The 24,975-nt window shown below is 38.6% G+C and carries 24 protein-coding genes; 17 read left to right on the forward strand and 7 right to left on the reverse strand.

Annotated features, from left to right (window positions below; all coding sequences use genetic code 11):
• The first annotated feature begins 300 nt into the window (after positions 1-300).
• Positions 301-1,353: an outer membrane protein Omp38 gene (gene omp38 / locus FTV32_RS07175; protein ID WP_035265534.1), complete on the forward strand. Its 1,053-nt coding sequence runs from the start codon at positions 301-303 to the stop codon at positions 1,351-1,353.
• Between the two features lie 109 nt (positions 1,354-1,462).
• Positions 1,463-1,921 carry an OmpA family protein gene (locus FTV32_RS07180; protein ID WP_035265532.1) on the forward strand — a complete coding sequence of 153 codons (459 nt, stop codon included), beginning with the start codon at positions 1,463-1,465 and terminating at the stop codon, positions 1,919-1,921.
• Between the two features lie 51 nt (positions 1,922-1,972).
• On the opposite strand, the gene FTV32_RS07185 is transcribed toward FTV32_RS07180, so the two are convergent.
• From FTV32_RS07185 to FTV32_RS07195, 3 genes are all read right to left on the reverse strand, one after another.
• Positions 1,973-3,427, reverse strand: coding sequence for an amino acid permease (locus tag FTV32_RS07185; RefSeq protein WP_180028290.1), 1,455 nt, complete (start codon positions 3,425-3,427; stop codon positions 1,973-1,975).
• A gap of 10 nt (positions 3,428-3,437) precedes the next feature.
• On the reverse strand, positions 3,438-4,463 hold the full coding sequence (locus FTV32_RS07190; protein ID WP_035270594.1) for a class I SAM-dependent methyltransferase: 1,026 nt from the start codon (positions 4,461-4,463) through the stop codon (positions 3,438-3,440).
• 61 nt (positions 4,464-4,524) lie between these two features.
• Positions 4,525-5,889, reverse strand: a complete 1,365-nt coding sequence (locus FTV32_RS07195) for a uracil-xanthine permease family protein (RefSeq protein WP_035270592.1) — start codon at positions 5,887-5,889, stop codon at positions 4,525-4,527.
• Positions 5,890-6,067: 178 nt separating this feature from the next.
• Here FTV32_RS07195 and typA point away from each other — a divergent pair, with 178 nt between their 5' ends.
• Both typA and mscL read left to right on the forward strand, forming a co-directional pair.
• Entirely contained in the window at positions 6,068-7,900 is a 1,833-nt protein-coding gene (gene typA, locus FTV32_RS07200) for a translational GTPase TypA (protein WP_035270590.1), read from the forward strand.
• A gap of 233 nt (positions 7,901-8,133) precedes the next feature.
• Positions 8,134-8,568 carry a large conductance mechanosensitive channel protein MscL gene (mscL, locus tag FTV32_RS07205; RefSeq protein ID WP_035270698.1) on the forward strand — a complete coding sequence of 145 codons (435 nt, stop codon included), beginning with the start codon at positions 8,134-8,136 and terminating at the stop codon, positions 8,566-8,568.
• A 172-nt stretch (positions 8,569-8,740) separates the two neighbouring features.
• On the opposite strand, the gene FTV32_RS07210 is transcribed toward mscL, so the two are convergent.
• Both FTV32_RS07210 and mutM read right to left on the reverse strand, forming a co-directional pair.
• Positions 8,741-9,025, reverse strand: a complete 285-nt coding sequence (locus tag FTV32_RS07210) for a peptidylprolyl isomerase (protein WP_180028291.1) — start codon at positions 9,023-9,025, stop codon at positions 8,741-8,743.
• Positions 9,022-9,876, reverse strand: a complete 855-nt coding sequence (gene mutM / locus FTV32_RS07215; protein ID WP_180028292.1) for a bifunctional DNA-formamidopyrimidine glycosylase/DNA-(apurinic or apyrimidinic site) lyase — start codon at positions 9,874-9,876, stop codon at positions 9,022-9,024. The genes FTV32_RS07210 and mutM overlap by 4 nt, the downstream gene beginning before the upstream one ends.
• A 247-nt stretch (positions 9,877-10,123) precedes the next feature.
• On the opposite strand from mutM, the gene FTV32_RS07220 reads away from it, so the two are divergent.
• Both FTV32_RS07220 and FTV32_RS07225 read left to right on the forward strand, forming a co-directional pair.
• Entirely contained in the window at positions 10,124-11,242 is a 1,119-nt protein-coding gene (locus FTV32_RS07220) for an NADH:flavin oxidoreductase/NADH oxidase (RefSeq protein WP_180028293.1), read from the forward strand.
• A 97-nt stretch (positions 11,243-11,339) separates the two neighbouring features.
• Complete coding sequence (locus FTV32_RS07225; RefSeq protein WP_180028294.1) at positions 11,340-12,263, forward strand: AEC family transporter; 924 nt, start codon at positions 11,340-11,342, stop codon at positions 12,261-12,263.
• A 108-nt stretch (positions 12,264-12,371) separates the two neighbouring features.
• Here FTV32_RS07225 and FTV32_RS07230 read toward each other — a convergent pair whose 3' ends face one another.
• A complete protein-coding gene (locus tag FTV32_RS07230) occupies positions 12,372-13,172 on the reverse strand; it encodes a tetratricopeptide repeat protein (protein WP_092767509.1) in 801 nt (266 codons plus the stop codon).
• Positions 13,173-13,463: 291 nt separating this feature from the next.
• Between FTV32_RS07230 and FTV32_RS07235 the strand changes: the two genes are divergently transcribed.
• From FTV32_RS07235 to FTV32_RS07245, 3 genes are all read left to right on the forward strand, one after another.
• Positions 13,464-13,709 (forward strand): hypothetical protein, encoded by a 246-nt coding sequence (locus tag FTV32_RS07235; RefSeq protein WP_092767507.1) that lies wholly within the window; start codon positions 13,464-13,466, stop codon positions 13,707-13,709.
• Positions 13,710-13,877: 168 nt separating this feature from the next.
• Positions 13,878-14,462 (forward strand): TetR/AcrR family transcriptional regulator, encoded by a 585-nt coding sequence (locus FTV32_RS07240; protein WP_180028295.1) that lies wholly within the window; start codon positions 13,878-13,880, stop codon positions 14,460-14,462.
• Positions 14,463-14,468: 6 nt separating this feature from the next.
• On the forward strand, positions 14,469-15,650 hold the full coding sequence (locus FTV32_RS07245) for an MFS transporter (protein ID WP_180028296.1): 1,182 nt from the start codon (positions 14,469-14,471) through the stop codon (positions 15,648-15,650).
• Positions 15,651-15,688: 38 nt separating this feature from the next.
• Here the strand turns inward: FTV32_RS07245 and FTV32_RS07250 are convergent, their stop codons facing one another.
• Positions 15,689-16,411: a folate-binding protein YgfZ gene (locus FTV32_RS07250; RefSeq protein WP_180028297.1), complete on the reverse strand. Its 723-nt coding sequence runs from the start codon at positions 16,409-16,411 to the stop codon at positions 15,689-15,691.
• A gap of 272 nt (positions 16,412-16,683) precedes the next feature.
• Between FTV32_RS07250 and acnD the strand changes: the two genes are divergently transcribed.
• From acnD to FTV32_RS07290, 8 genes are all read left to right on the forward strand, one after another.
• Positions 16,684-19,299: a Fe/S-dependent 2-methylisocitrate dehydratase AcnD gene (gene acnD, locus FTV32_RS07255; RefSeq protein ID WP_180028298.1), complete on the forward strand. Its 2,616-nt coding sequence runs from the start codon at positions 16,684-16,686 to the stop codon at positions 19,297-19,299.
• 135 nt (positions 19,300-19,434) lie between these two features.
• Positions 19,435-21,006, forward strand: coding sequence for a hypothetical protein (locus tag FTV32_RS07260; protein ID WP_180028299.1), 1,572 nt, complete (start codon positions 19,435-19,437; stop codon positions 21,004-21,006).
• A gap of 71 nt (positions 21,007-21,077) precedes the next feature.
• Positions 21,078-21,284, forward strand: a complete 207-nt coding sequence (locus FTV32_RS07265; protein WP_257227605.1) for a zinc ribbon-containing protein — start codon at positions 21,078-21,080, stop codon at positions 21,282-21,284.
• A 118-nt stretch (positions 21,285-21,402) separates the two neighbouring features.
• The gene (locus FTV32_RS07270) at positions 21,403-21,975 is read left to right on the forward strand and encodes a DUF4126 domain-containing protein (RefSeq protein WP_180028300.1); all 573 of its coding nucleotides are present in this window, start codon (positions 21,403-21,405) and stop codon (positions 21,973-21,975) included.
• A gap of 36 nt (positions 21,976-22,011) precedes the next feature.
• Positions 22,012-22,734, forward strand: coding sequence for a hypothetical protein (locus FTV32_RS07275; RefSeq protein ID WP_180028301.1), 723 nt, complete (start codon positions 22,012-22,014; stop codon positions 22,732-22,734).
• Between the two features lie 245 nt (positions 22,735-22,979).
• Positions 22,980-23,183: a hypothetical protein gene (locus FTV32_RS07280; protein ID WP_180028325.1), complete on the forward strand. Its 204-nt coding sequence runs from the start codon at positions 22,980-22,982 to the stop codon at positions 23,181-23,183.
• 561 nt (positions 23,184-23,744) lie between these two features.
• Positions 23,745-24,410 (forward strand): RluA family pseudouridine synthase, encoded by a 666-nt coding sequence (locus FTV32_RS07285; RefSeq protein WP_180028302.1) that lies wholly within the window; start codon positions 23,745-23,747, stop codon positions 24,408-24,410.
• 166 nt (positions 24,411-24,576) lie between these two features.
• Entirely contained in the window at positions 24,577-24,957 is a 381-nt protein-coding gene (locus tag FTV32_RS07290) for a ribonuclease E inhibitor RraB (RefSeq protein WP_035269856.1), read from the forward strand.
• Positions 24,958-24,975 lie beyond the last annotated feature (18 nt).

Here is a 24,975-nt window from a genome sequence, read left to right on the forward strand (position 1 = left end):
GTGCTAAAAAATGATTACTATCACCTTTGAATGCTGTTAATATACCAAAAATGAAAAGATAAGTTATTCATGCTGATAAATTGAGTAAAAAATTACCGAATTACAACGGAAATTGTAAGTAATTTTGTCAATAATTTACTTGATTAAAGTAATCAAACACTTGGAATTCACTTTAAGTGTTTGTATGATTCAACATGAGTAGCTTAAAAAAAATACTGGGGTATAAAAAAGCCTATCTCAGGAAGCCATAATTATTTTAGGCTGAGCTTGAAAAACAATTGTTATCTCTGGAGGATATCCATGAAATTGAGTCGTATCGCACTTGCTATGCTTGTTGCTGCTCCATTCGCTGCTGCTAATGCTGGTGTAACTGTTACTCCACTATTAGTGGGTTATACATTCCAAGACACTCAACACAACAACGGTGCTGCTGATCACTTATCTGACAGCATTATCGAATTACAAGACGATTTATTCGTTGGTGCTGCGTTAGGTATTGAACTTACTCCATGGTTGGGTTTTGAAGCTGAATATAACCAAGTAAAAGGTGATATCGAAGGCACAATTACTGGTAATGATGTTGGCGAGTACAAGCAAACTCAAATCAATGGTAACTTCTATGTTACTTCTGATTTAATCACTAAGAACTATGACAGCAAAATTAAGCCATACGTTCTTTTGGGTGCTGGTCACTACAAATATGAATACGATGGTGTAAATCTTAAAGATGACGAAGGTACTTTAGGTAATGCAGGTGTAGGTGCTTTCTGGCGCTTAAATGATGCTCTATCTCTTCGTACAGAAGCTCGTGCAACTTATAACATCGACGAAGATTTCTGGAACTACACAGCACTTGCTGGTCTTAACGTAGTTTTAGGCGGTCACTTGAAGCCTGCTGCTGAAGTAGTAGAAGTTGCTCCAGTTCAACCAGCTCCAGCTCCAGTTCAACCAGCTCCACAAGAGTTGACTGAAGATCTTAACATGGAACTTCGCGTATTCTTCGATACGAACAAGTCTAACATCAAAGATCAGTACAAGCCTGAAATTGCTAAAGTAGCTGAAAAATTAAACGAATATCCAAATGCAACTGCTCGTATTGAAGGTCACACTGATAATACTGGTCCACGTGCGTTGAACGAACGTTTATCTTTAGCTCGTGCTAACTCTGTGAAATCTGCTCTTGTAAGCGAATACAATATTGATGCTTCTCGTTTAGCGACTCAAGGTTTCGCTTGGGATCAACCAATTGCTGACAACGCAACTAAAGAAGGTCGTGCGATGAACCGTCGTGTATTCGCTACGATTTCTGGTAGCCGCACAGTAGTTGCTCAACCTGAAGCAGCAGCTCAATAATCTTTAATAGATTGTAAAAAACAGCTCTTAGGAGCTGTTTTTTTTTACCCCTTTTTTGTAAATGTGATATATTTCACAAAATATAATCAACTACACAATGAGAATAAAGATGAAATATAGTTTAATAGCAAGCTTATGCATTGCTTTAACTTTGGCAGCTTGTACAACGACAAAGATGCAATCAACTAATGGTGTACAAGACTTGGATCAAAAGATACTAATTGAATTAAAACAAGGTCTACCGCTGTATTTTAATCACAATTCCCGTCAAATAGATGTCCGATATGAACCTTATTTAACAGCAGCTTCAAAAATTCTGGCGCAGAATAAAAGTTTTATACTTCAAGTAGATGGGCATACAGATAATCGAGGGTCTATAGCAGCGAATCAAAAAGTATCACTTGAGCGAGCAAATGCTGTCCGTAATGAATTGGTGATGCAATATAATGTTGATCCTAAACAAATTTCGACTCAAGGTTATGGCCCAAATCAGCCAATCGCTGATAACACGACAGAAGAGGGTCGAGCATTGAATCGTCGAGTGAATTTAACCTTAAAAATACAATAAGATCAGAATCTAATAATAAAAAAAACAGCTCAATTTGAGCTGTTTTTTTTATTAGTCTTGTTCGACTTGAATCGGTTTTACATCCATATCTTGATATTCAATCAACTTGGTTTTGTACTTAAACTTATAAACTAACCATATTGCTAAGAATAAGAAGATCCCAATATATGTGGAGACTACTGCGATCCACTCCCCATCAAGTACGGCTTGATAATTTTGACCTAACACCACGATTGCACACAAAACAAAAGCGAACCACGGTGCAAAAGGGAAAAATTTTGCACGATATGCTAAATCTTCTAACTTATATCCTTGAGCCAAATAGCCTTTCCTGAATCGGTAATGAGAGATTGCGATACCAAGCCATACGATAAAGCCACACATACCAGACATATTCAGAAGCCAATTAAATACTTCCTCTTCACCAATAAATGTCGTCAAGAAGCATAATGCTGCGATTGCTGTCGTAGCATAAAGTGCATTCATTGGTACACCGCGACCATCAAGTTTGGAGAAAACTTTGGGTGCACTTCCATTTTTTGCCATATCAAACAGCATTCGTGTGGAAGAGTACATTCCTGAATTTCCGGCAGAAAGGATAGCCGTAAGAATGACTGCATTCATGACACTTGCAGCGAAAGCAAAGCCTGCTTGTTCATAGAGTAAAGTAAAAGGTGATAATGCAATATTCTCATCTGAAGCAGCTTGCATTAGACGAGGATCATCATACGCAATCAATGTGCCGATAATAAAAATACAAACGATATAGAATAAGAGAATACGCCAGAAGATCTGTTTAATCGCAATAGGAATGGTTTTCTTCGGATCTTTCGACTCACCAGCGGCAACACCAACCATTTCAGTACCTTGAAATGAGAATCCTGCGATCATCGCGACACCAATTAATGCTGACAAACCACCTACAAATGGCGCTTCACCCTTTGACCAATTTGCGAAAGTTGCAACATTGGGTGTCATCATGATTTTGGCAATCATGAAAATACCAATGATGATAAATGCAATGATGGCAAGAACTTTAATGAGTGAGAAAAAGAACTCAGACTCACCAAAACCTTTGACTGTTAAGGCGTTAATACCAAAAACGATAGCAAGGAAAATGGCACTCCAATAGAAACCTGGGATATCAGGAAACCAAAATTTCATGATGAATTGAACTGCAACAAGTTCAAATGCGACGGTTATCGCCCAGTTGTACCAATAGTTCCAGCCTAGTGCGAATCCAAACCCACCTTCGACATATTTGGTGCCATAGGTGAAGAAAGCACCTGATGTTGGATTGTGTGTTGCGAGTTCGCCTAAGCTGGTCATGAGGAAGTAAATCATTACGCCAATTAAACAATAGGCAAGTAATGCACCACCAGGGCCAGCATTGGCAATTGTTGCACCCGAAGCTAGGAATAGTCCTGTACCGATAGAACCACCAATGGCGATCATATTAAGATGGCGTGCTCCAAGCTTTCGCTTAAGTTGACCGGTTTCGCTCATCGAAAGTTCCTTATGATTTCTTTTGAGTACTTGCAAACAGTACTTTAAAGCCTTGTTGATCAGTCAAAGTTTCACATTGACCAAAATTTTGCTCAATGAGAGTTGGGTAGTTTAAAAAACGATTTGCCACGATCCAAAGTTCACCACCAGATTTTAGATGGCGACGTGATGTCTTACAAAGATTCTCACTCGCATTGTAATCAGTGTATATACCCTGATGGAAAGGAGGGTTACTGACGATGGCATGTAAAAATAGTGGCGCATCTTCAATGCCAGTCACAGCTTTGATTTCGAGCTGTTCTGGTGACAAATTATTTTTTTCAAATGTTAGGCGGGTGGAGGCGAGCGCAAAAGCATCCACATCAAGCGCAAAAATACGATTTTTGGGATTCAATTTGGCTAAATATGCACTGATAATGCCAGCACCACAACCGAAGTCAGCGATTTTACCTGAACTCACTCGATTGAGGTAGGGGAGAAATACAGCTGTACCAATATCAAGTTTATTTTGACTAAATACACCAGGTAAAGCATAAATCTGTAATTCGCCATTCGGTGTTTGAATTGTATATTGTTGAGCCCAATTTTCTAAAGCTCGAGGCGTAGGAGTCTGATCGATAATTAATTGCCACATTTGACAATGACGAGCGCTGTCTAGTTTGACACATTTGCCAAATGGAACGAGTTGTTTTGCTGCTCGTTCAACGCCACCTTTCTTTTCACCCACAAGAAAAATTGATCCACCAAGACCGAGTTTTAATACCACACTGTGTAGTAAGTAATTCAAAAGCTCTTTGGCTTTAGGCACAAAAACAATGACTTGATCATATTCTGCTTCAGGGATATCCGTCCCAAAATGAACAGGAATATTTTGATTTTGGAAAAATAGAAAGTCGTTATAATTCCATGTCCATACTGAAGCCTGAATGTTTTTATCGAGCTGAGTGCTTAAGTCATCAGTTGGTGCATTGACTAATAATATTCGACCTTTCAGAAAGTTATGTTGACGAATAACAACTTCACTTTGAGGAACCATATATTTCTCCACAGAATAAAAGAGCCCAGACAATGCTGGGCAGTCTTTGATTCAATCTAAATTATTTCTTTGCTTCAGGTAGAACGAAGTTCAAGATCAAGGCTGCAATGCCGCCAGTTGCTACACCAGAGCTAAATATATTACGAATGAGTTCAGGCATATGTTCAAGAATCTGTGGAACTTGAGCAACACCTAAACCAAGAGCAAGTGAAATTGCAATAATAAGCAATGCACGGCGGTCAAGCTGAATACCAGAAAGGATATTAATCCCTGATGCTGCAACAGCCCCAAACATCACCATGACAGCGCCCCCCAGTACAGCTTGAGGAACAGCTTGGATGATGGCAGCCACTGCAGGTAGTAAACCCAAAATAACTAATAGCGCGGCGATCCATATACCCACGTGGCGACTAGCGACACCAGTTAATTGGATTACTCCGTTGTTTTGAGCAAAAACAGAACTCGGGAAAGTATTAAATAAGCCTGCGAGTAAGGAGTTTGCACCGTTGACGAGTACACCACCTTTAATGCGCTCCATCCATTTCGGACCATCAACAGGTTGATTAGATAACTTAGAAGTCGCGGTGATATCACCAATCGCTTCTAATGAAGTAACCAGATAAATAAATGCCATTGGTATAAATAAACTCCAAGAGAAGTCTAAGCCAAAGTGCATTGGTGTAGGGATTTGAACCAAAGGTGCATTTTCTAAGCCAGAAAAATCTAAATGGCCCATGAAGCCTGCTAGCGCATAACCTACGATCAGTGCAATTAATATCGCACTACTCTTAACCCATGTAACATTTAAGCGGTTTAAGAGAATGATTAATGCCAAAACAGTACAAGACATAATGAGATTGTCTGTATTGGCAAAAGTGTTATTCCCCATCGCTTGGTAACCACCACCCATTGAGATTAAACCTTCTTTAATCAAGGTTAAGCCAATGAGAAGTACAACAATACCAGTCACAAGTGGAGTAATGAGTTTTTTCACCCATGGTAATATGCGTGAAACTCCCATTTCAATGAATGAGCCTGCAATCACGACACCAAAAATTGAACCCATAACAGTTTCAACTGGAGTTCCCGCGGCAACCATTGCTGAGCCAATCCCAATAATAGGACCGATAAAGTTAAAACTTGTACCTTGAACAATTAGTAAGCCTGCACCGAAAGGACCAACCTTTTTACTTTGTAAGAATGTCGCAATACCTGAAATCACCAATGACATGGAGAGGATCATGTTTGTATCTTCTTTAGAAACACCTAAAGCCAAACAGATCAATAGACCAGGAGTAACAATCGGAACAATAATGGCAAGTAAATGCTGAATGGCAGCGAGAAAAGCGATGAACGGTTTTGGTTTATCGTCTAAACCATAAACAAGATCGAGTTTCGGTTCTTGAGATTGGTCGGGAGCAGACATGGTCTATACCATCTAGATTAAGCGAAAGTGCCGACATTCTAATCGAGTTACATGCGTTTACAAAACCGAAACATAACCATTCGTCAAAAAAAAATGAAATTGTAAAGAAACAGTCACTATAAAAGTTTAGGATTTTTCTGTATAATTTGCCCTCAAATTTAAAGCGTATCGAATTTACATGTCAGATATTAAAACTCTCCGTAATATTGCCATCATCGCACACGTCGACCATGGTAAAACGACTCTTGTCGACAAACTTTTACAACAATCAGGTGCTTTGGGTGAACGCGCGGGTGAGATCGAGCGTGTCATGGATTCAGGCGCTATTGAAAGTGAACGTGGTATTACCATTCTTGCAAAAAACACTGCAATCAAATGGTTAGATAAACGTACTGATACTGAATACCGTATCAACATCGTGGATACCCCGGGACACGCCGACTTCGGTGGTGAAGTTGAACGTGTAATGTCGATGGTTGACTGTGTACTTCTTTTGGTAGACTCACAAGAAGGTCCAATGCCACAAACTCGTTTCGTAACGCAAAAAGCGTTCGCACGTGGTTTGAAACCAATCGTAATTATCAACAAAGTTGACAAGCCTAATGCGCGTCCTGACTGGGTAATCGATCAAGTATTCGATTTATTTGATAACCTTGGTGGTACTGACGAACAGTTAGACTTCCCTGTGGTTTATGCTTCTGGTCTTCGTGGTGTAGCAGGTCCTTCACCAGAAGAATTGGCTGAAGACATGACTCCGTTGTTCCAAACAATCGTAGACATCGTTGAGCCGCCAGCAGTGGATGTTGATGGTCCATTCCAAATGCAAGTGTCTTCACTTGACTATAACAGCTTCGTTGGTGTTATTGGTGTTGGTCGTATCCAACGTGGTTCAGTGAAATTGAACACACCTGTAACGGTAATCGACAAAGATGGTAAAACACGTAACGGTCGTATCTTAAAAATCATGGGTTACCATGGTTTAGAGCGTATCGACGTTGAATCTGCTTCTGCAGGTGACATCGTATGTGTAACAGGTATGGACGAACTTCATATCTCTGACACGATTTGTGATCCTAAACATGTTGAAGCATTGCCACCGCTTTCTGTAGATGAGCCTACAGTATCGATGACATTCCAAGTTAACAACTCACCATTCGCCGGTAAAGAAGGTAAGTTTGTGACCTCACGTAACATCCGTGAACGTCTTGACCGCGAATTGATTCACAACGTAGCACTTCGTGTAGAAGATACTGACAGTCCTGACCGTTTTAAAGTGTCGGGCCGTGGTGAACTTCACCTTTCGGTATTGATCGAAAACATGCGTCGTGAAGGCTTCGAGATGGGTGTATCTCGTCCGCAAGTAATCTTGAAAGAGATTGACGGCGAAATGCAAGAGCCATACGAAAACGTAACATTTGACGTAGAAGAACAGCATCAAGGTGCTGTGATGGAACAAATGGGTAACCGTAAAGGTGAAATGACCAATATGGAAGTCGACGGTAAAGGTCGTATTCGTATTGAAGCAACTGTACCTTCACGTGGCTTGATTGGTTTCCGTTCAGAATTCATGACCATGACTTCAGGTACTGGGATCATGACCTCAAGTTTCTCGCACTATGGACCAATGAAACAAGGTTCTGTTGCAAAACGTCAAAACGGTGTGTTGATTTCTATGGTTCAAGGTACATGCTTGGGCTATGCATTGTTCAGTTTACAAGACCGTGGTCGTCTATTTGCTAAACCTCAGTTAGAAGTTTACGAAGGTATGATTATTGGTATTAACTCTCGTTCTGACGATATGGTTGTAAACCCAACTAAAGCGAAACAATTAACAAACGTTCGTGCATCAGGTACTGATGATGCATTAACACTTGTTCCTGCGATTGAATATACGTTAGAACAAGCACTTGAATTTATTCAAGATGATGAGCTTGTTGAAGTTACACCTAAATCAATTCGTATTCGTAAGCGTTGGTTGACTGAAAACGAACGTAAACGTAATAAATCTTAATTGATTTAAATAAAAAAACCGCTCAAAAGAGCGGTTTTTTTATATCTTGACTACATCATTTAAGATATGAAATAAAAGTTGTTGAATTGTTGTAGTTGATTTGGACAAGATCTTGTTTATTTAAACAGAGATACTTATGATTTTGGTGGAAAACCAACGAGTTTAGACGGAAATATCATTAAGAATAATGTATATTATGTCACATTAATGCATAGAAAAATTTTGGAGAAAAAATGAGCATTATTAAAGAGTTTAAAGAATTTGCCGTGAAAGGCAATGTAATGGATCTGGCGGTCGGTGTGATCATTGGTGGGGCGTTTGGTAAAATCATCGATTCAATGGTGAAAGATGTCATCATGCCAATTATCAGTTGGATCTTAGGCGGTGATGTTGATTATTCAAACTGGTTTGTTGTATTAGGAGATAATCCAAATAACCTTACAACGCTTGCTGCCGCTCAAGAAGCGGGTTTAAATGTTTTGGCTTACGGTAATTTCTTGACGATTCTCATCAACTTCATCCTGCTTGCATGGGTGGTATTCTGGTTAGTGAAATTGATGAATAAAATGCGTCGTAAGCAAGAGGAGGAAGCTCCAGCACCTGAAGCTACTCCAGAAGATATCGAATTACTTCGTGAAATTCGTGACGAATTAAAACGTAAAGGTTAATGCTTTTACAATGAAAACGGCGCTAAATGCGCCGTTTTTTATATCTCATCATTTTTTTAAAATCGCCCGAAATCCCCCTTTGTCAAAGGGAGGCTGGGAGGTATTGATTCTTAGCTCTCCCTTGCGAAGCGATGCTTCTCATCTCCTAAAAGGAGAGGGAAATCCAGGAAGTTTAAAAATCCATACGAAATTTAATTTCGAGTAAATGCCAGCCGAATTGGCTCTTAATTGGTCCATGTAATTCACGTTCAGCCAAACTAAAAACTGCCTTATCGATAGGACCAACCAATTGTCCTTTCTTTACCTCACCTAATTCCCCTCCTTTTTTTCCTGAGGGACAAGTTGAGTGTTGCTTAGCAATTTTAGCAAAATCAGCACCGTCTTTAAGCTTTTGTTTAAGTTGGATACACAGGTCTTTATCTTTGACTAAAATATGCCGAACAATTGCTGATTTCATTTGGATTTTACCTTTGATACAGGATTATTTGAGGCTTGAGGTCGCTTAAGCGGTTGACACTCAGGGCAAAAAACAGAAGCACGTTGCCCGAGCTTAATATTTTCTAAAGTTGTTTCACAGTTGATGCACATTTCACCAGCGCGCCCATAAGCCAATAGCGTTTGTTGAAAGTAGCCATTTTCGCCCATGGCATTGGTGTAATCACGTAAAGTAGATCCGCCTAAATCAATTGCTTGTTTAAGGATTCGTTTGATTTCAATGACAAATTTTTCAATTTGTGGCCGTGTAAGACTAGAGGCGGGTTGTGCAGGATGAATGCCCAAATTAAACAGACTTTCAGTTGCGTAAATATTTCCAACACCCACAACAATGTGGTTATCCATAATTGCAACTTTAACTGCAACACTCTTATTTTTAAATTTCTGCTCTAGATAGTCCGCATTAAAAGCTTCACTTAAAGGTTCAGGGCCAAGCGTATCTAAAAGTTTGGATTGAGCATGATCATCTAGCCATAAAATGCAACCAAAACGACGAGGATCGTGGTAGCGTAATTGGATATCATCGAATTGAATGATGAAATGATCATGCTTTCTCAACGCATCACATGAATCACTCAAACGAAAGCTTCCTGACATGCCCAAGTGCCATAACATGGTCGCATTTTCAAATTGTGCCAAAATATATTTGGATCGACGTGTTAGCCCTATCAGTCGTTGACCGACCAATTGATTTACATCATTTGGTATAGGCCATCTCAGACTTGAATTATTGACTTGAACAGAAAGTACTTTTTGATTCAGCAAAGGGAGCAAGCTGGTTTTAGTGGTTTCAACTTCAGGTAATTCAGGCATGGAAACTCTGTTAAATGGGCGAGTAGAAAAATATTGGGTTAAATGAGGATATTGCAAGCAGCATCGAGTGAACTACAAGATATTACGCTTGAACAGAATATGATACACAATCCATCTAGTGCCTTCATGGTTAAGTTTTAAAATGTTTTTTAAAGCATTCAATGATGAAATGAACTTAGATGATTTATCACGTAAATGCGTTGTACACTGCTACAAATAAATCAATTTAAAATCAGGGAGATTCAGTGTGGCAAAATTATTTGAGCCAATTCAATTCGGAAATTTATCACTCAAAAATAGAATTATTATTGCTCCCATGTGTCAGTATTCTGCGAATGAAGCAGGGGAGCATAGTTTTTGGCATGAACAACAATGGGCGAGTTATGCATTGTCGGGAGCTGGATTATATATTATTGAAGCAACTGCGGTACAAGCTGTAGGTCGTATCAGTTTTGCAGATTTAGGGTTATGGAATGATTTACAACGTGCACAATTAAAAGCATTGATTGATAAGGTAAAATCGATTGCTCCAACGCCAATCGCCATTCAGTTAGCGCACGCGGGACGTAAAGCTTCAACTGATAAACCATGGTTGGGACGTGGTCAATTCTCATCGAATCATGAACATGGCTGGCAAACGGTATCTGCAAGTGATTTACCATTTAATCCAGATGATCAGGCTCCTCATGAATTAAGTATCGAGGAAATCAAAAAAATTATCGATGACTTTGCAACTGCAGCAGTCAGATCTGTAGATGCAGGTTTTGATCTCATCGAAGTCCACGCGGCTCATGGTTATCTATTACATCAATTTATGTCCCCTTTATCTAATCGAAGAACAGATGAATATGGTGGAAGTTTTGAGAATCGCATTCGTCTAACTTTAGAGGTTTTTCAGGCGATCAAAAATGCTGTTCCAGACAACTATCCAATCGGTGTTCGTTTGTCTGCAACAGACTGGATGGAGCAAGAAAAGGGATGGAATATTGATGACTCAATTGGGTTATCAAAGGCATTAGAAAAACTTGGTGCCGTTTATATCCATGCATCATCTGGTGGATTACATGTCGATCAAAATATTCAGATTGGTCCTAATTACCAAGTTGCATTTGCGGAAGCAATCAAGAAACACGTAGACATTCCAGTGATTGCTGTTGGGCTGATCACTGAACCTCAACAGGCGGAAGATGTCTTACAACAAGGCAAAGCTGATGCAATCGGGCTCGCAAGGGCAATACTATTTAATCCAAGATGGCCATGGCATGCTGCTGCTCAATTAAAAGCAGAGGTTGAAATTAGTCCGCAATATTTACGATGCCAACCGCATGATGTGAAATCATTATTTAAGCCATATGCTGATAGATAAAATAGGCATAAAGGTATACTTAAAAAGTCATCCTGGGTAATTACGGCTGTTGTATGATAATTTGACTAACTCATACAATAGCTAGGGATGCTAAGTCATGGTTTTATCGGTCATTATTCCGATTTTTTTACTGCTTTTTTCGGGATATGCCTCGGTTAAACTGAATTTACTTAGCAAGGAACAAGTCTCTATTGTTGGTACATTCGTCATTCGAGTCGCTTTACCTGCTCTATTTTTACAAGCGCTTTCATCAAAAGATCTTGATGCGATATGGCAACCTGAACTTTTTTACAGTTATATTGTGGTGACCGCCTTTGTATTTGCAATCGCTTTAGGGGTTTTGGTAAAGCATTTTAAAAACAATTTAAGTGATGCTGCCATTCTCTCGATTGGAGCTTCAATGTCTAATACTGGATTACTTGGTACAGCCATTTTAAGTCTATTGATTGGTCATATCGCGCTTGCCTTTACTTCTTTAATCGTAATTATCGAAAGTGTTTTTCTTGTTCCAGCAGCTTTATTTATTGCGGGCTTGCAAGCTCAAAATCAGCAAGCTGTATTCAATACATTAAAAAATAACTTTATAAACCTATGTAAAAATCCATTGTTTATTGGTGTGGTAATCGGAATTGTGTGCGCTATTTTTCAGGTTAAACTGCCGCATTATATAGATCAAGTTTTCTTAATGATTGGTCAGACGGCATCTCCTTTGGCGTTATTTGTGATTGGCGGGAGCGTCGCAGGTTTAACCTTAAAATATGTCAACCAGCAGAGTCTTTATATTGTTCTATCATCCAACTTTATTTTTCCAATACTCATGTATTTGACTCTACGATTTATTGCTCAAGCACCAATGGATATCGTGTATGTAGGGACATTGATTGCAGCTTTACCTACACCTGCATTATTTGGAATGTTGGGACAAGCATATGGGCTCAATGATCGTGCAATTACACCTTTATTGATGAGTACAGTAATTGGATTTATTGTGACTGCTGGATTAATTATTTTATGGTGGTAATTGAGTAAAACCTAAAATGTAATCATAAATATCCTTTTCATATAAGAAAACCCTATCTCGTGATAGGGTTTTTGTATTTGAGCAGCGGTTTAAAATTTAAATTAATGCTTAAGATTTAGCTTTCGTATTTGCTGCAGGTTTTTTTGCATTCTCAGCAATCAGTTTGTTCACGATCGCTAGATTTTCTTTGGCTTGAGGAATATTTTCATCTGCTAAAGCACTAAATATTTTTTTTGCCTCAGGTAGGTTTTGCGGAACGATATTTCCGTTTACGAACATGTTACCAATGGCCATAAGCGCAGGGATGTATCCTTTTTTACCTAAATCTTGAATGCTCGCTAAACCTTTTTTCACAGGCGCTTCAGTTTTAGTTTTGAAGCCTAATGAAATATCGTATAAAGCACGAGCATGAATGGCTGGATAACTTCCTTTCTTAATTAAAGGATCAAGTTTTTGCAAAGCGAGCTTATCAGATTGTTCTTTACCTTCAGAGAACAGCAGAACAGCAGATTCAACAATCGCATCTTCAAAACCTTGAGCTGCAGCTTTATCTAAGTATTCACGAGATTTTTTTTCATTTTTGGTCAGCCCCAAGCCGCCAGTGGCATAGTTTTGCGCCAATACATAATTGGCTAAAGGATAGCCTGCAGTGCCAGCTTGTTCATAAAGTTGTACTGCTTTTTTGTTGTCTTGTTTGGTTCCTTGACCAGCTTGAGTGAGATATGCCAAGTTATAAGTCGCTTGAGGATTCCCTGCTTTTGATAAGCGTTCAAGTTCTTGGTAGGCCGCATTGTAATTCTTTGCTTGAATCAGTTCCTGTACTTTGCTGAATGCAGGATCGACTGGTGCGGCAGCGAAGCTAAATGAGGTGGCAACAGCGAGTAAAGCACCACATAATATTTTTTTCATAATTGTTTTATACCTATCTTAAAAGCAACCCTATTTATTTGATGTAAATAGAGTTTTACACTATTTCATCATAGTCCGAATTGTGTGAATGTAAATATAGAATATGTATACATCCTTCAAATTTAGCTTCGCTTTGTGAATAAAGTGTGTGTATTGCAGTGTACGCGCATATGAACGAAATATATTTATGTAGTTCAGCCTTGAATATATGGATTTAACCAAAATTTTAATCCACTAGTAGTTCTTCGATGGTTTTGCTTAAATACGCATTGTGCAATGAGGTGTTCAACGATGTTTATAAAAGGCATTAAACGTAATTACGATAAAGTTTTTCAAGATGATTCAATCCCAGATGAACAAAAGATAGATGCGCTCTTATTGAAACTTGGCGAGCAGTATTTGGTGAGTCAGGAGAATCGAGTGTATGTATTCCAAAAAGGTGATTTAACCGTAAAGTTTGATGCTAAACACGCGAGAGCATTTCATTTTAAAGATTATGTGGTGAAGGATATGAATAAACTATTTCATGGCTTTTAGAATAAACCTCCTAGCGATATAGGAGGTTTTTTTTATGAGTCATCTCTCAATCGATTGAGAGTTAAAATCTATTCTATCTAATGCCTTGGTCTTATTTTCATATCTTTATCAATAAAAACTCTTTATTATAAAACGATACGAAACGTATCGTTTTATTTCGGGGATTTCATGGCAAGCGAAGACAAAAGTGCACGACGCCGATCATGTATTTTAGCTTCAGTCAAACAGGCTTTGAATGAAGTGGAATATCACCAACTGACAGTAGAAGACATTGCTTCACGTGCTGGGGTGGGAAAGTCGACTATTTATCGATGGTGGTCACATAAATCTGAATTGGTTCTAGACACGTTTAAGGAGCTCACACTCTCAATTTTTGAGTTTGAGCCAGAACTCGACCTTGAACAAAATCTTAATCGACAATTGCTTCGTTTGGCTAAGGCTTTAGATCATCCAGTGGGACGAGCGATGTTGGTGGTTATGGCGAATCATCGTGAATTGGCTGCAACATTCTTCAAGCAATATTTGTTACCTAAACGAGTTCAACTGCATCAACTGATCCAACAGGCGATTGAGGCGGGGGAGCTGATAGAACATGATCACTATGATTTGGTACTTGATCGACTGTATGGTCCTATTCATTACCAAATTATTTTCTTTAATCATTTGCCTGATGAGCACTATATCCGTCAATTGGTCAAACTGAGTTTAGATCCATTACGCCCTCAAGCCCAAACATTAATGCGACAAGAGTAGATTTTCATGAGTGTAACCACCGAACGACTTTGGAATCGTTCATTTATCTTGTGTGTATTAAATAATTTATTTGTTTTTATTTACTACTTTGCCATGTTGGCTGTCCTTCCGATTTACATTGTGAAGGATTTAGCGGGATCAGTTGAAGAAGCAGGATTAGCGTTAACGCTTTTTCTCGCCTCATCAATAGCAGTACGACCATTTTCAGGCATGATTATTCAAAAAATGGGTAAGCGACTCACTATGCGTGGATCGAGCACGTTTTTTGCGGTCTTTGCATTTGCTTATTTATTCATTGATAACATGTGGTCATTATTGCTTATACGATTTTTACATGGGATATGGTTTAGTGTGTTGACCACTGTGGCTGTTCCAGTCGCGAATGACTTTATTCCTGAGCATCGTAAAGGTGAAGGCATGGGTTATTATGTGATGTCAACTAACCTAGGTGTGGTATTTGGACCATTAATTGCGCTTACCATGATTCAATTTTATAGCTTCCAAATTTTATTCGGTGCTCTCGCGGTGCTCATCAGTTTAGGTCTAATTTTTAGCTGGCTATTAAATATTCCAGCGAATCAGATACCTCAGCAAAATAAAATGAATAAAAAAGGTTTTCAGCTAGATGATTTTCTTGAGCCTAAAGTTTTTGCTGTAAGTGGTGTTGCTTTACTTACAGCTTTTGCTTACTCGAGTATTACCAGTTTTATTACGGTTTATAGTGAGAGCAAACAACTGCTGGCGTACACCAGTGTATTTTTTATATTGTTTGCGGCGTCGATGTTAATTGTAAGACCTTGGGTTGGTAAAATTTATGATCGTCAAGGTCCGAGTGCTGTTATCGTTCCTTCTTTTATATTTTTTGCGATTGGACTTGTGGTCGTAACACTAGTCAATAATCAGTGGATGTTGTGGTTATCTGCAATTTTTATTGGAATTGGATATGGTTCAGTATTTCCTTGTTTGCAAACGCTCACCATTCAAACCGTAGATAAACATCGGATGGGGCATGCAATATCAACATTCTTTATTTGTTTTGATATTGGTCTAGCGATTGGTTCAGTTGTGATGGGATTGGTTATTGCACAATGGAGCTTTGAATTTATGTACTGGTGTTGTGCGGTATTGGTCATATTAAACCTGATCATTTACCGGAAATATGTTCCAAATCCTCAGCCTATTAGTTAATAAAAAAACCTCCTAAATGGAGGTTTTTTTAGATTATTTTACTGTGGTCTAGCCACATCACCATTTAAATACTCAGGCAAATCTAAAACAGTCACGTCTAACTCTGTTAATGCTTCAGGGCGTGCCACCACCAAAGCGATATAACCGTTTTCGAATGGCGCACTATTGACGACTTGTACACTTTTATCGAGTTGTTCAGCTTCTGCAGGTACAGCACCTGTACCCTGAATTAAATGTAACCACGCTTTCGGTTTAGCTTTAAACCATAAACGTGCAATCACTTCCTGACCCAAGTAACAACCCTTGTCATAGTGAACGCCTTCACGTTGATGTAAACGAAGTTCTTGGGGTTGGAACACGTGTTCAATGGCTTGATCAATGTAAGCTTGACCATGTTGAATAGCCTGAACTTTCCAAGCGGCAATATCTGTTACTTCTGCTGAGAACGTTGTGGTGTCACCTTGAAGCGTAGGATAGACCTGACTAGCTTCTTCAAGTTTCATTTTGGAAAAAGCACCGAATTTTTTAATGTGTTTAGAAAATTCTTCAGCTTGATCTTGAGTGGTTACAATGACAAAGCTTTCAGTATTCAGCTTTGTTAACCATAAACCAAAGTGAATTCGACCTTTTAAATCACAAATTGCTGTGTAGCGCGTGATATTTTCCTCAAGGCGTTCAACATGCAACGTCACTTGACCTTGTAAAAATTTTTGAGCATCCACGCCATTAAGCGTAAATGAGGAGAAAGATAAATTGTTCATTTTCTATGCTCGAATCTGAATCTAATACTAAAGAATTATCCCAATTTTCCACTATTTTTCAAAAAAAAGCACATAACTGCTAATTTAACTGCATTATTTGAAACAAAATATTTCAAAAACCCTGTTTTTTACACCTAAATGTATGAAATATATAAGATTTGGGAAATGGACTTTCAGCAGTGTACTATGCCAACACAAATGATGAAGTCTCATCAACAACAAAATGTTTAGAAAGTTTAGAAAAAAGATGCTCAAGGCAAGGCAGGAACGCGATGAATAACAACTACCGTAAACCACTGCAAGGTACCCAGCTCGAATATTATGATGTGCGTCAAGCCGTTGAGGATATTCAGCCAGGCGCATACGCAAAACTCCCATATACTTCTAAAGTGCTTGCAGAGCAATTGGTACGCCGTTGCGATCCTGCAATTTTAGAGCAGTCTCTTAAAGAATTAATCTTTAATAAACAAGACCACGATTTCCCTTGGTATCCAGCACGTGTGGTCTGCCACGATATTTTAGGTCAAACAGCATTGGTGGACCTTGCAGGTTTGCGTGATGCGATTGCCGATCAAGGTGGAGACCCATCTAAAGTCAATCCCGTGGTACCAACTCAGCTGATTGTCGATCACTCACTCGCAGTCGAGTACGGTGGTTTTGATCCTGATGCATTTGAGAAAAACCGTGCGGTGGAAGATCGTCGTAATGAAGACCGTTTCCATTTTATTGAGTGGACCAAAACTGCCTTTGAAAATGTTGATGTGATTCCTGCGGGTAATGGCATCATGCATCAAATCAACTTGGAGAAAATGTCTCCAGTGATTCAAAACCGTGGTGGCGTGGCTTTCCCTGACACGTGTGTGGGCACAGATTCACATACACCGCATACGGATGCTTTAGGTGTCATTTCAATTGGTGTCGGTGGCTTAGAAGCTGAAAACGTGATGCTTGGTCGTGCATCTTGGATGCGTTTACCTGACATTATTGGTGTAGAGCTTGTTGGTCAGCGTAAGCCGGGCATTACGGCAACTGATATCGTATTGGCTTTAACAGAGTTCTTGCGTAAAGAGCGTGTAGTCGGTGCTTATTTAGAGTTCTTTGGTGAAGGTGCAGACACCATGTCGATTGGTGACCGTGCGACCATCTCTAATATGACACCTGAATATGGTGCAACGGCTGCGATGTTCTATATTGACCAAAACACCATTGATTATTTAACGCTTACAGGTCGTGAGCCTGAGCAAGTGAAGCTTGTAGAAACCTACGCCAAAGAAATTGGTCTGTGGGCAAGTGATATGACTAAAGCCGAGTACCCACGTGTACTCCGTTTTGATTTATCTACAGTCACTCGTAACATTGCAGGGCCATCTAATCCACATGCGCGTGTATCAACAAGTGATTTAAAAGCCAAAGGTATTGCAGGCAATTTAGAAGCAGCGCGTGCGCAAGAAGCAGAAGGCTTAATGCCTGATGGTGCAATCATCATTGCGGCAATTACATCATGTACCAATACATCTAACCCACGTAATACGGTTGCAGCAGGTTTATTGGCACGTAAAGCAAACGAGTTAGGCTTAGTGCGTAAACCGTGGGTGAAATCATCTTTTGCACCGGGTTCTAAAGCCGCAGCATTGTATTTAGAAGAAGCAGGTGTACTCGGTGATTTAGAAAAACTCGGTTTTGGTATCGTGGCGTATGCATGTACCACATGTAACGGGATGTCAGGTGCGTTAGATCCAAAAATCCAACAAGAAATTATCGACCGTGACCTCTACGCAACGGCTGTTTTATCAGGTAACCGTAACTTTGATGGTCGTATCCATCCTTATGCAAAACAAGCATTCTTGGCATCGCCTCCGCTCGTAGTTGCATATGCGATTGCAGGGACGATTCGTTTTGACATCGAAACGGATGCTTTAGGTCATGATAAAGATGGCAACCCAATTTACCTCAAAAACATTTGGCCATCTGATGAAGAAATTGATGCATTGGTGAAAGTTGCGGTTAAACCTGAGCAATTTAAGAAAGTGTATATCCCAATGTTTGATTTGGGTGAGAAGGTTCAAGCGGCAAGCCCATTGTATGACTGGCGTCCGCAAAGTACCTATATTCGCCGTCCGCCGTATTGGGAGGGCGCACTTGCTGCACCACGCACTTTAGCCAATATGCGTCCGCTTGCGATTTTAGGTGACAACATCACCACAGACCATTTATCACCATCGAATGCGATTATGATGGATTCGGCAGCAGGTGAATATCTACATAAAATGGGCGTTCCTGAGGAAGACTTTAACTCATATGCAACGCACCGTGGGGACCACTTAACGGCACAACGTGCGACCTTTGCCAATCCGAAATTGTATAACGAAATGGTAGTGCGTTCGGACGGTACGATTAAGCAAGGTTCTAAAGCGCGTGTAGAGCCTGAAGGCGAAGTGATGCGTATGTGGGAAGCCATTGAAACCTACATGAACCGTAAACAGCCTTTGATCATTGTTGCAGGTAAAGATTACGGTCAAGGTTCTAGCCGTGACTGGGCTGCGAAAGGTGTACGCCTTGCAGGGGTTGAAGCCATTGTAGCTGAAGGTTTTGAGCGTATCCACCGTACCAACTTGGTCGGTATGGGGGTGTTACCGCTTGAGTTTAAGGCAGGAACTGATCGTAAAACCTTAGGTTTGGATGGTACAGAGCTGTATAGCGTGATTGGGAATATTGCGCCTCGTTCGACTTTGACTTTAGTTATTGAGCGCTCAACGGCGGATGGTAAAAATCAAACGATTGAAGTGCCTGTAACGTGTCGTTTGGATACCGAAGAAGAGGTTTCTGTATATGAAGCGGGTGGGGTGTTACAACGCTTTGCACAGGATTTCTTGGAAGGGAATGTTTAAGAATCTCCCCTAACCCCTCTTTCTCAAAGAGGGGAACTCCCTTCTTTTTAAAGGGGGTTAGGGTGGATTAAAGTTTTTGATATTGTTGAATAAAGACCTTACTGTTAAGTGGGGTTTTTAAATTGGGATAATTTAGTGTCAGTTTTAGTAAAATTAGAAAAGTATATAGAATTTATTAAAACCAATCATGGATATGACAATTGGATAACTGTCTATAAAACATTACCGATTAGTGATAAGGATAATGATGCAGGAATGTATTGTGCCTTAGTTTCTAAAGATGAAACGAATAATGCCTTGCAAAATAATGGTTGGGATGTATCAGTTGGCAAGGGTGGTTCAGGCTTTAGCTATTCTTATGAGAATGCTGAAAAAGTTGTGCGTTATCATTCAAATATTGATGAGCCCTTTTTAAGGTTAGTATTGGTTATCGATTATCATGGTATTGTGGATAATTCAGTAGAGATTTTGGAAGAGTTTAGATTGTTATTTAATCTGTATCATGATCAAAAAAATAACAGATATTTAGATTTTGACGATTTAGGGGAGCTGATAGAAGTTATAAAATTTGAAAACGATGAAGTGAAAATAAGAAGAAGATATTTGGAATCATTTATAGCTTTTAAACAAATGGACTTTTTATTGTATTTTGAATCTACTTGGCATACTTCAGAACCTATTGCGTTGGAATATGATGTTAAAGAAGAAAACTTAACGTACACCGTGTATTCTGGTGATAGTTATGTAGATGGTTATTCAAGGTTTATAAGAATTTGCGGGAAAAAATTAATAGCATGTGAAAATATAGAGAGTTGTAATATTTGGCCATTTGAGAAAGAAAAAAAGTATCAGTCATATATCATTGGCGGTGATGAGGATAAATTAATTGAATTTACTTCTAACCCAGAGAAACTATCAAATTATTTCGGTAAAAATCCTCAGTCCCCACATTATTTAACACCTGTCTTTTTTAAAAATGAAGTAATGAATAAGTATTATGGTAATTCTGACTATATAATTGAAGATGGCTATTTAATTAGAAATGGATTATGGCGATTAAGGTTTGATAATAATTCAAATGACCATATCTCCGTTTTTTTAGGTGATTTGGGGCGTGATTTACCTGAAAAAGAACAATTGTATTGGAAAAGTTTTAATTTAATTCCTGATGGAAGAAAAATCAGTACGGCAAATTATGAAAGGAGCTTTTTAGGAAATTTTTTTGATTCAGAAAAAGCTGAACACATTTTTAAATCAGAGTTCAAGACTTTCCAAGAATATTGGTTCAAAAAAAATAGTTGGTATTTTTTCTTACCGTTAGCTGAGAAAGACCAACATTTTTTTAATTCTATCAGAACATTACTCTCAAATGAGCAAGCTGAGTTTGATTCTCAGGTTTTAGCTTTAGCAAAAACTACAATAGATTCTGTAAATGTAAAAGAACTTAGCAAATTTTTAAATAGTGAAGAAAGTAAATCAATCAATTTAATTTTAATGTTAGTCGAAAAATCAGAAAGATACAGAGATTTCACAGATTTGCTTAGAGGGCTCCAATCTATCAGATCAACAGGCGTTGCTCATCGTAAAGGTTCTGAATATGCTAAGCAGATGAATAAATATGAAATTAATGAAGAAAATTATAGAGATAGTTTTGATAAGTTTTTAATAGGATTGGTTATGTTATTTAGAGAATTACAGACTATCTAAAAATTTTATTAATCCAAGAACTCATACATTTATTATCATTTTTAGCTTTTATGCCACCATCATCCGTCGAAATGGACAATAAAAAGCCATTCATTCTCCGTTATAGTGATTCCACCATTTCTAAAATTATACGGAGAACAAAAATGGTTACAGCTGGCTCTAAACCAGGAACAGGTTTCTATTTTTGCGTTCAATGTGGGCATCGTGCTTACTTAGAAATTGGTACTGATCGTTTACCACCGTGTACCAAATGCTTAAGCAATCAATTTAAAAAATAATTCGCTCAAGCAAACACACTAAAACAGACACTACTGTTTTAAACAAAAGCCCTATTACACCATAGGGCTTTTTTGTTACCTTAAGAAAATTAAAAACATATTAATAAAAAGGTTCACTATGGAAACGATACTCGGTTTATGTCTTGGTATAGGATTAAGTGCTGCATGTGGCTTCCGCGTATTTGTTCCATTATTGGTGATGAGTATTGCCGCTATTATGGGCATTTTTGAACCCATAAAAGGTTTTGAATGGTTGGCGATGCCAGCGGTTTGTATTGCATTGGGTGTTGCCACCATTTTTGAAATCGGGGCGTATTACATTCCTTGGATTGATAACTTACTGGATACTATTGCGACGCCTGCGGCATTGGTGGCGGGTACACTGACCACGATGGCGGTCAGCTCTGGCGAAATGTCGCAATTTGCAAGTTGGGCTGCTGCAATCATCGTTGGTGGTGGAACAGCAGGAGCAGTGCAACTTGGGACAGTGGCAGCACGGGGTGTATCGACCGCAACCACGGGTGGCGTGGCAAATCCTGTGGTTTCTACAGGTGAGTGGGTCAGCGCATTGGTGATTTCCGTATTGTCATTCTTTATACCAGTATTGGTAGTAATCGTTTTACTAATTGGTGTGGTTTGGACAGTACGTTGGTTCAAAAAGAAAAAGCAGCGTCAAGCTGATGCTCAGTAAATTTATAAAAGAAGTATTAAAAATCTCGGATAAAGAATGAAAAATATATTGGCATTATTTCAAGTTTTAATTGGGCTTTACTTTTTGGGTGATCTGATTAGACAGAATCCAAAGATTGATGGTTTTTTACAAAATACTGAAAAAAATTTTTCAAATTGGAATCACAAGCTCAAAGATTCAAATGCAAAATCAGGCTTATTTTTGTTGAAGAAGATTCATGGTTACTTATCTATAATTTTTATCATTATATTTCTCGTTATCCAAAAATTATGGCCTTCACAAATTTATTTGCTTCATCTTCTGTCCGCTGCATTTGTTGCTTGTATATTTGTTTGGTTGTCTTTGACCTGGACAATTGATCATAAAAACATGATCCTTTCGATGGCAAAGCAAGTTGCTTTTTTAAGTGTAACGCCTTTTATTGCAGGAATAATGGACTATCTTTTTTCATTAAATTTTACAGCAATATTTGTTCAGATATACAACACGCTCGCACAGACACTGCATTTGGAACCGAGCGGGATGCATCATCCAATTATTATGGGGCTTCTAGGTAGTCTTATTTTGACAAGCTTATTTGTCATCTATTACATAATAATGTGGGTGATTTCGCTACCAACACTACTGATTTTTCTATTATTTATGCTGAGTGCTCAGAGAATTGCCAGATTAATTAACAGTATTGCGCCTAAACAGCCTTTAATGGGTTTAGCTGTAATATTGTTTATCATTCTGACGTTTGTTCAAGTAAATATCTAAATTATTCAGTGGATGAATTGAATTTACAGACTTCTGAATAAACTATATCTTTGATTTTTAAGTGAGATTGTTTAAATATTTAAAAACCACGATCAATTTTACAGCTATTTTAGCTCAGCATTGGTCTAAAGCTTGCTTTAGATTTATAGCACTTAAGCTCATTGAAGACTGAAATAAACTTATAGGATCACCCTGTGAATACAGTACAAGAAAAATCCCGCGCAAAACTTCCTTTTAAAGTCCACATGATGGCAGGCTGGCCGTTGTTACTACTGATTATTGGTGGTGCTGTGGGTGGTTCACTCGGTGCAATTGCTTATACAATTAACCTCAAAATTTATAAATCTGAATTATCTCAACTACAAAAAGTAATAGCTAATCTTATGTGTGGCATGTTTGCCATGATGTTGTGGTGGAGCATTGCATCTTGGATTCAAGCCAGTCTCTAAAATGGAAGGTCAACTTGAATTTTAATTGCAATATTTAGCTAAAAATCGCTAAAAAAAGTGTATCAATGAACCTATTTGGGAAAAAATATTATATTTATAAGGTGATATGAAATATTTTTTTATTCGATGCTAAAATTCGTTAATCTTAGGAAATTAATCCCGACGCAGTCTCGCTATTATATATCTCAAGGGTGTGACGGGATCGAAAAGAGTAGATTGCTACCAGTTGCGTACCGCGTGCGTGTAGTACTTACCCAAAAGGTCTTGATTCGGCTTAGGACGCTATAAACCAGAAGTTTATAGGCAATAGGGTTATAACTTACAAAGTTATAATAGTTGAAGTAAACAACATGTTTTCCCTGACACCCTCAAAATTCTCTTAAAAAAAATTATAATTCTCAATTCTCAATTCTCAATTCTCAATTCTCAATTCTCAATTCTCAATTCTCAATTCTCAATTCTCAATTCTCAATTCTCAATTCTCAAATCGCTCATCTTATAAATTGACACTGAGTTGATCAGTTGCTATTTTTCCGCATCCCAAAGAAATGCTCTGTTCACATGCCTTTAGACGATAATTTTGTATATATGCCACCTCAAGGTCCGCTTAACATCGTCTATGAAGATGATGATTTGGTGGTCATTGATAAACCAGCAGGATTATTGTCTGTGCCAGGACGCTTGCCTGAGCATCATGACAGTGCGTATTTAAGAGTGATAGCTCAATATCCAAATGCAAAAATTACCCATCGTTTAGATATGGCAACCTCTGGAATTTTGATGTTTGCAAAACATCGCGATGCTGAAGTGGCTGTGAGCAAAATGTTCCAAGCGCGCACCGTGAAAAAAAATTATGTGGCACTGGTGCAAGGTAAAATTGCACAACAGGGACAAGTAGACTTGCCTTTAATTACGGACTGGGAAAACAGACCGAGACAAATCGTTCATTTTGAACTTGGAAAATCAGCCTTAACACTGTTTGAATTGGTCGCTTATGATGCGCATTTAGATGTTAGTCGTGTCTTGTTGACGCCAATTACGGGGCGTTCACATCAATTACGCGTACATATGCAAGCCATAGGTCATCCGATCACAGGTGATAAACTCTATCATCCAAACCCTAAACTCAGTGATTTAGGGCGTATGGCTTTGCATGCGAGTTATTTAGAGTTTCAACAACCGTTGAGTGGTATTGAAATTAAAATTGTGAGTGAAGTTCCATTTTGAATGAAACGCTTCAAGCAAAATACGTATTGTGAGTGCCTAACTAAAATTTAACAATTACGATCATATAAAGTTAAGAACAATTTCTAATGAATTCTTCTCCAAAATGAAATAAATATAGGCTACTCTAGGATATTGTATACGCAATAACCACAATAAGGATGAACGTATGAGCCGTGATTTAGAACAATTTCCAAATGATGATAATGGCGATGTACTGTGGCAAATGTTCCAGGATGGAGATGATTTAAGCGAGCCGCATGAGATTGAGTACTCAATTGCTTTTAGCTCTAAAGACAAAGCTGAAAAATGTGCCTTGTTCTTGCTTCAGGAAGAACAAAAGATCAGTTTATTTATTGATGAAGAGTCTGAATCCGCAGAATGGATTATCACGATTTATGTGTATATGGAGCCAGAATACTCAGATATTGTGGATTTAGAAGAGTGGTTTACCAAAATAGCCAATGACTATGACGGTGAGTACGATGGATGGGGATGTATGGCATATGTATATGATGATGAAGATATAGAAGATGAGTTTCAAAGCTAAACAAGGCTAGAGCCAATA

It is taken from the genome of Acinetobacter sp. YH16032 (genome assembly GCF_013417345.1).
GTDB lineage: Bacteria > Pseudomonadota > Gammaproteobacteria > Pseudomonadales > Moraxellaceae > Acinetobacter.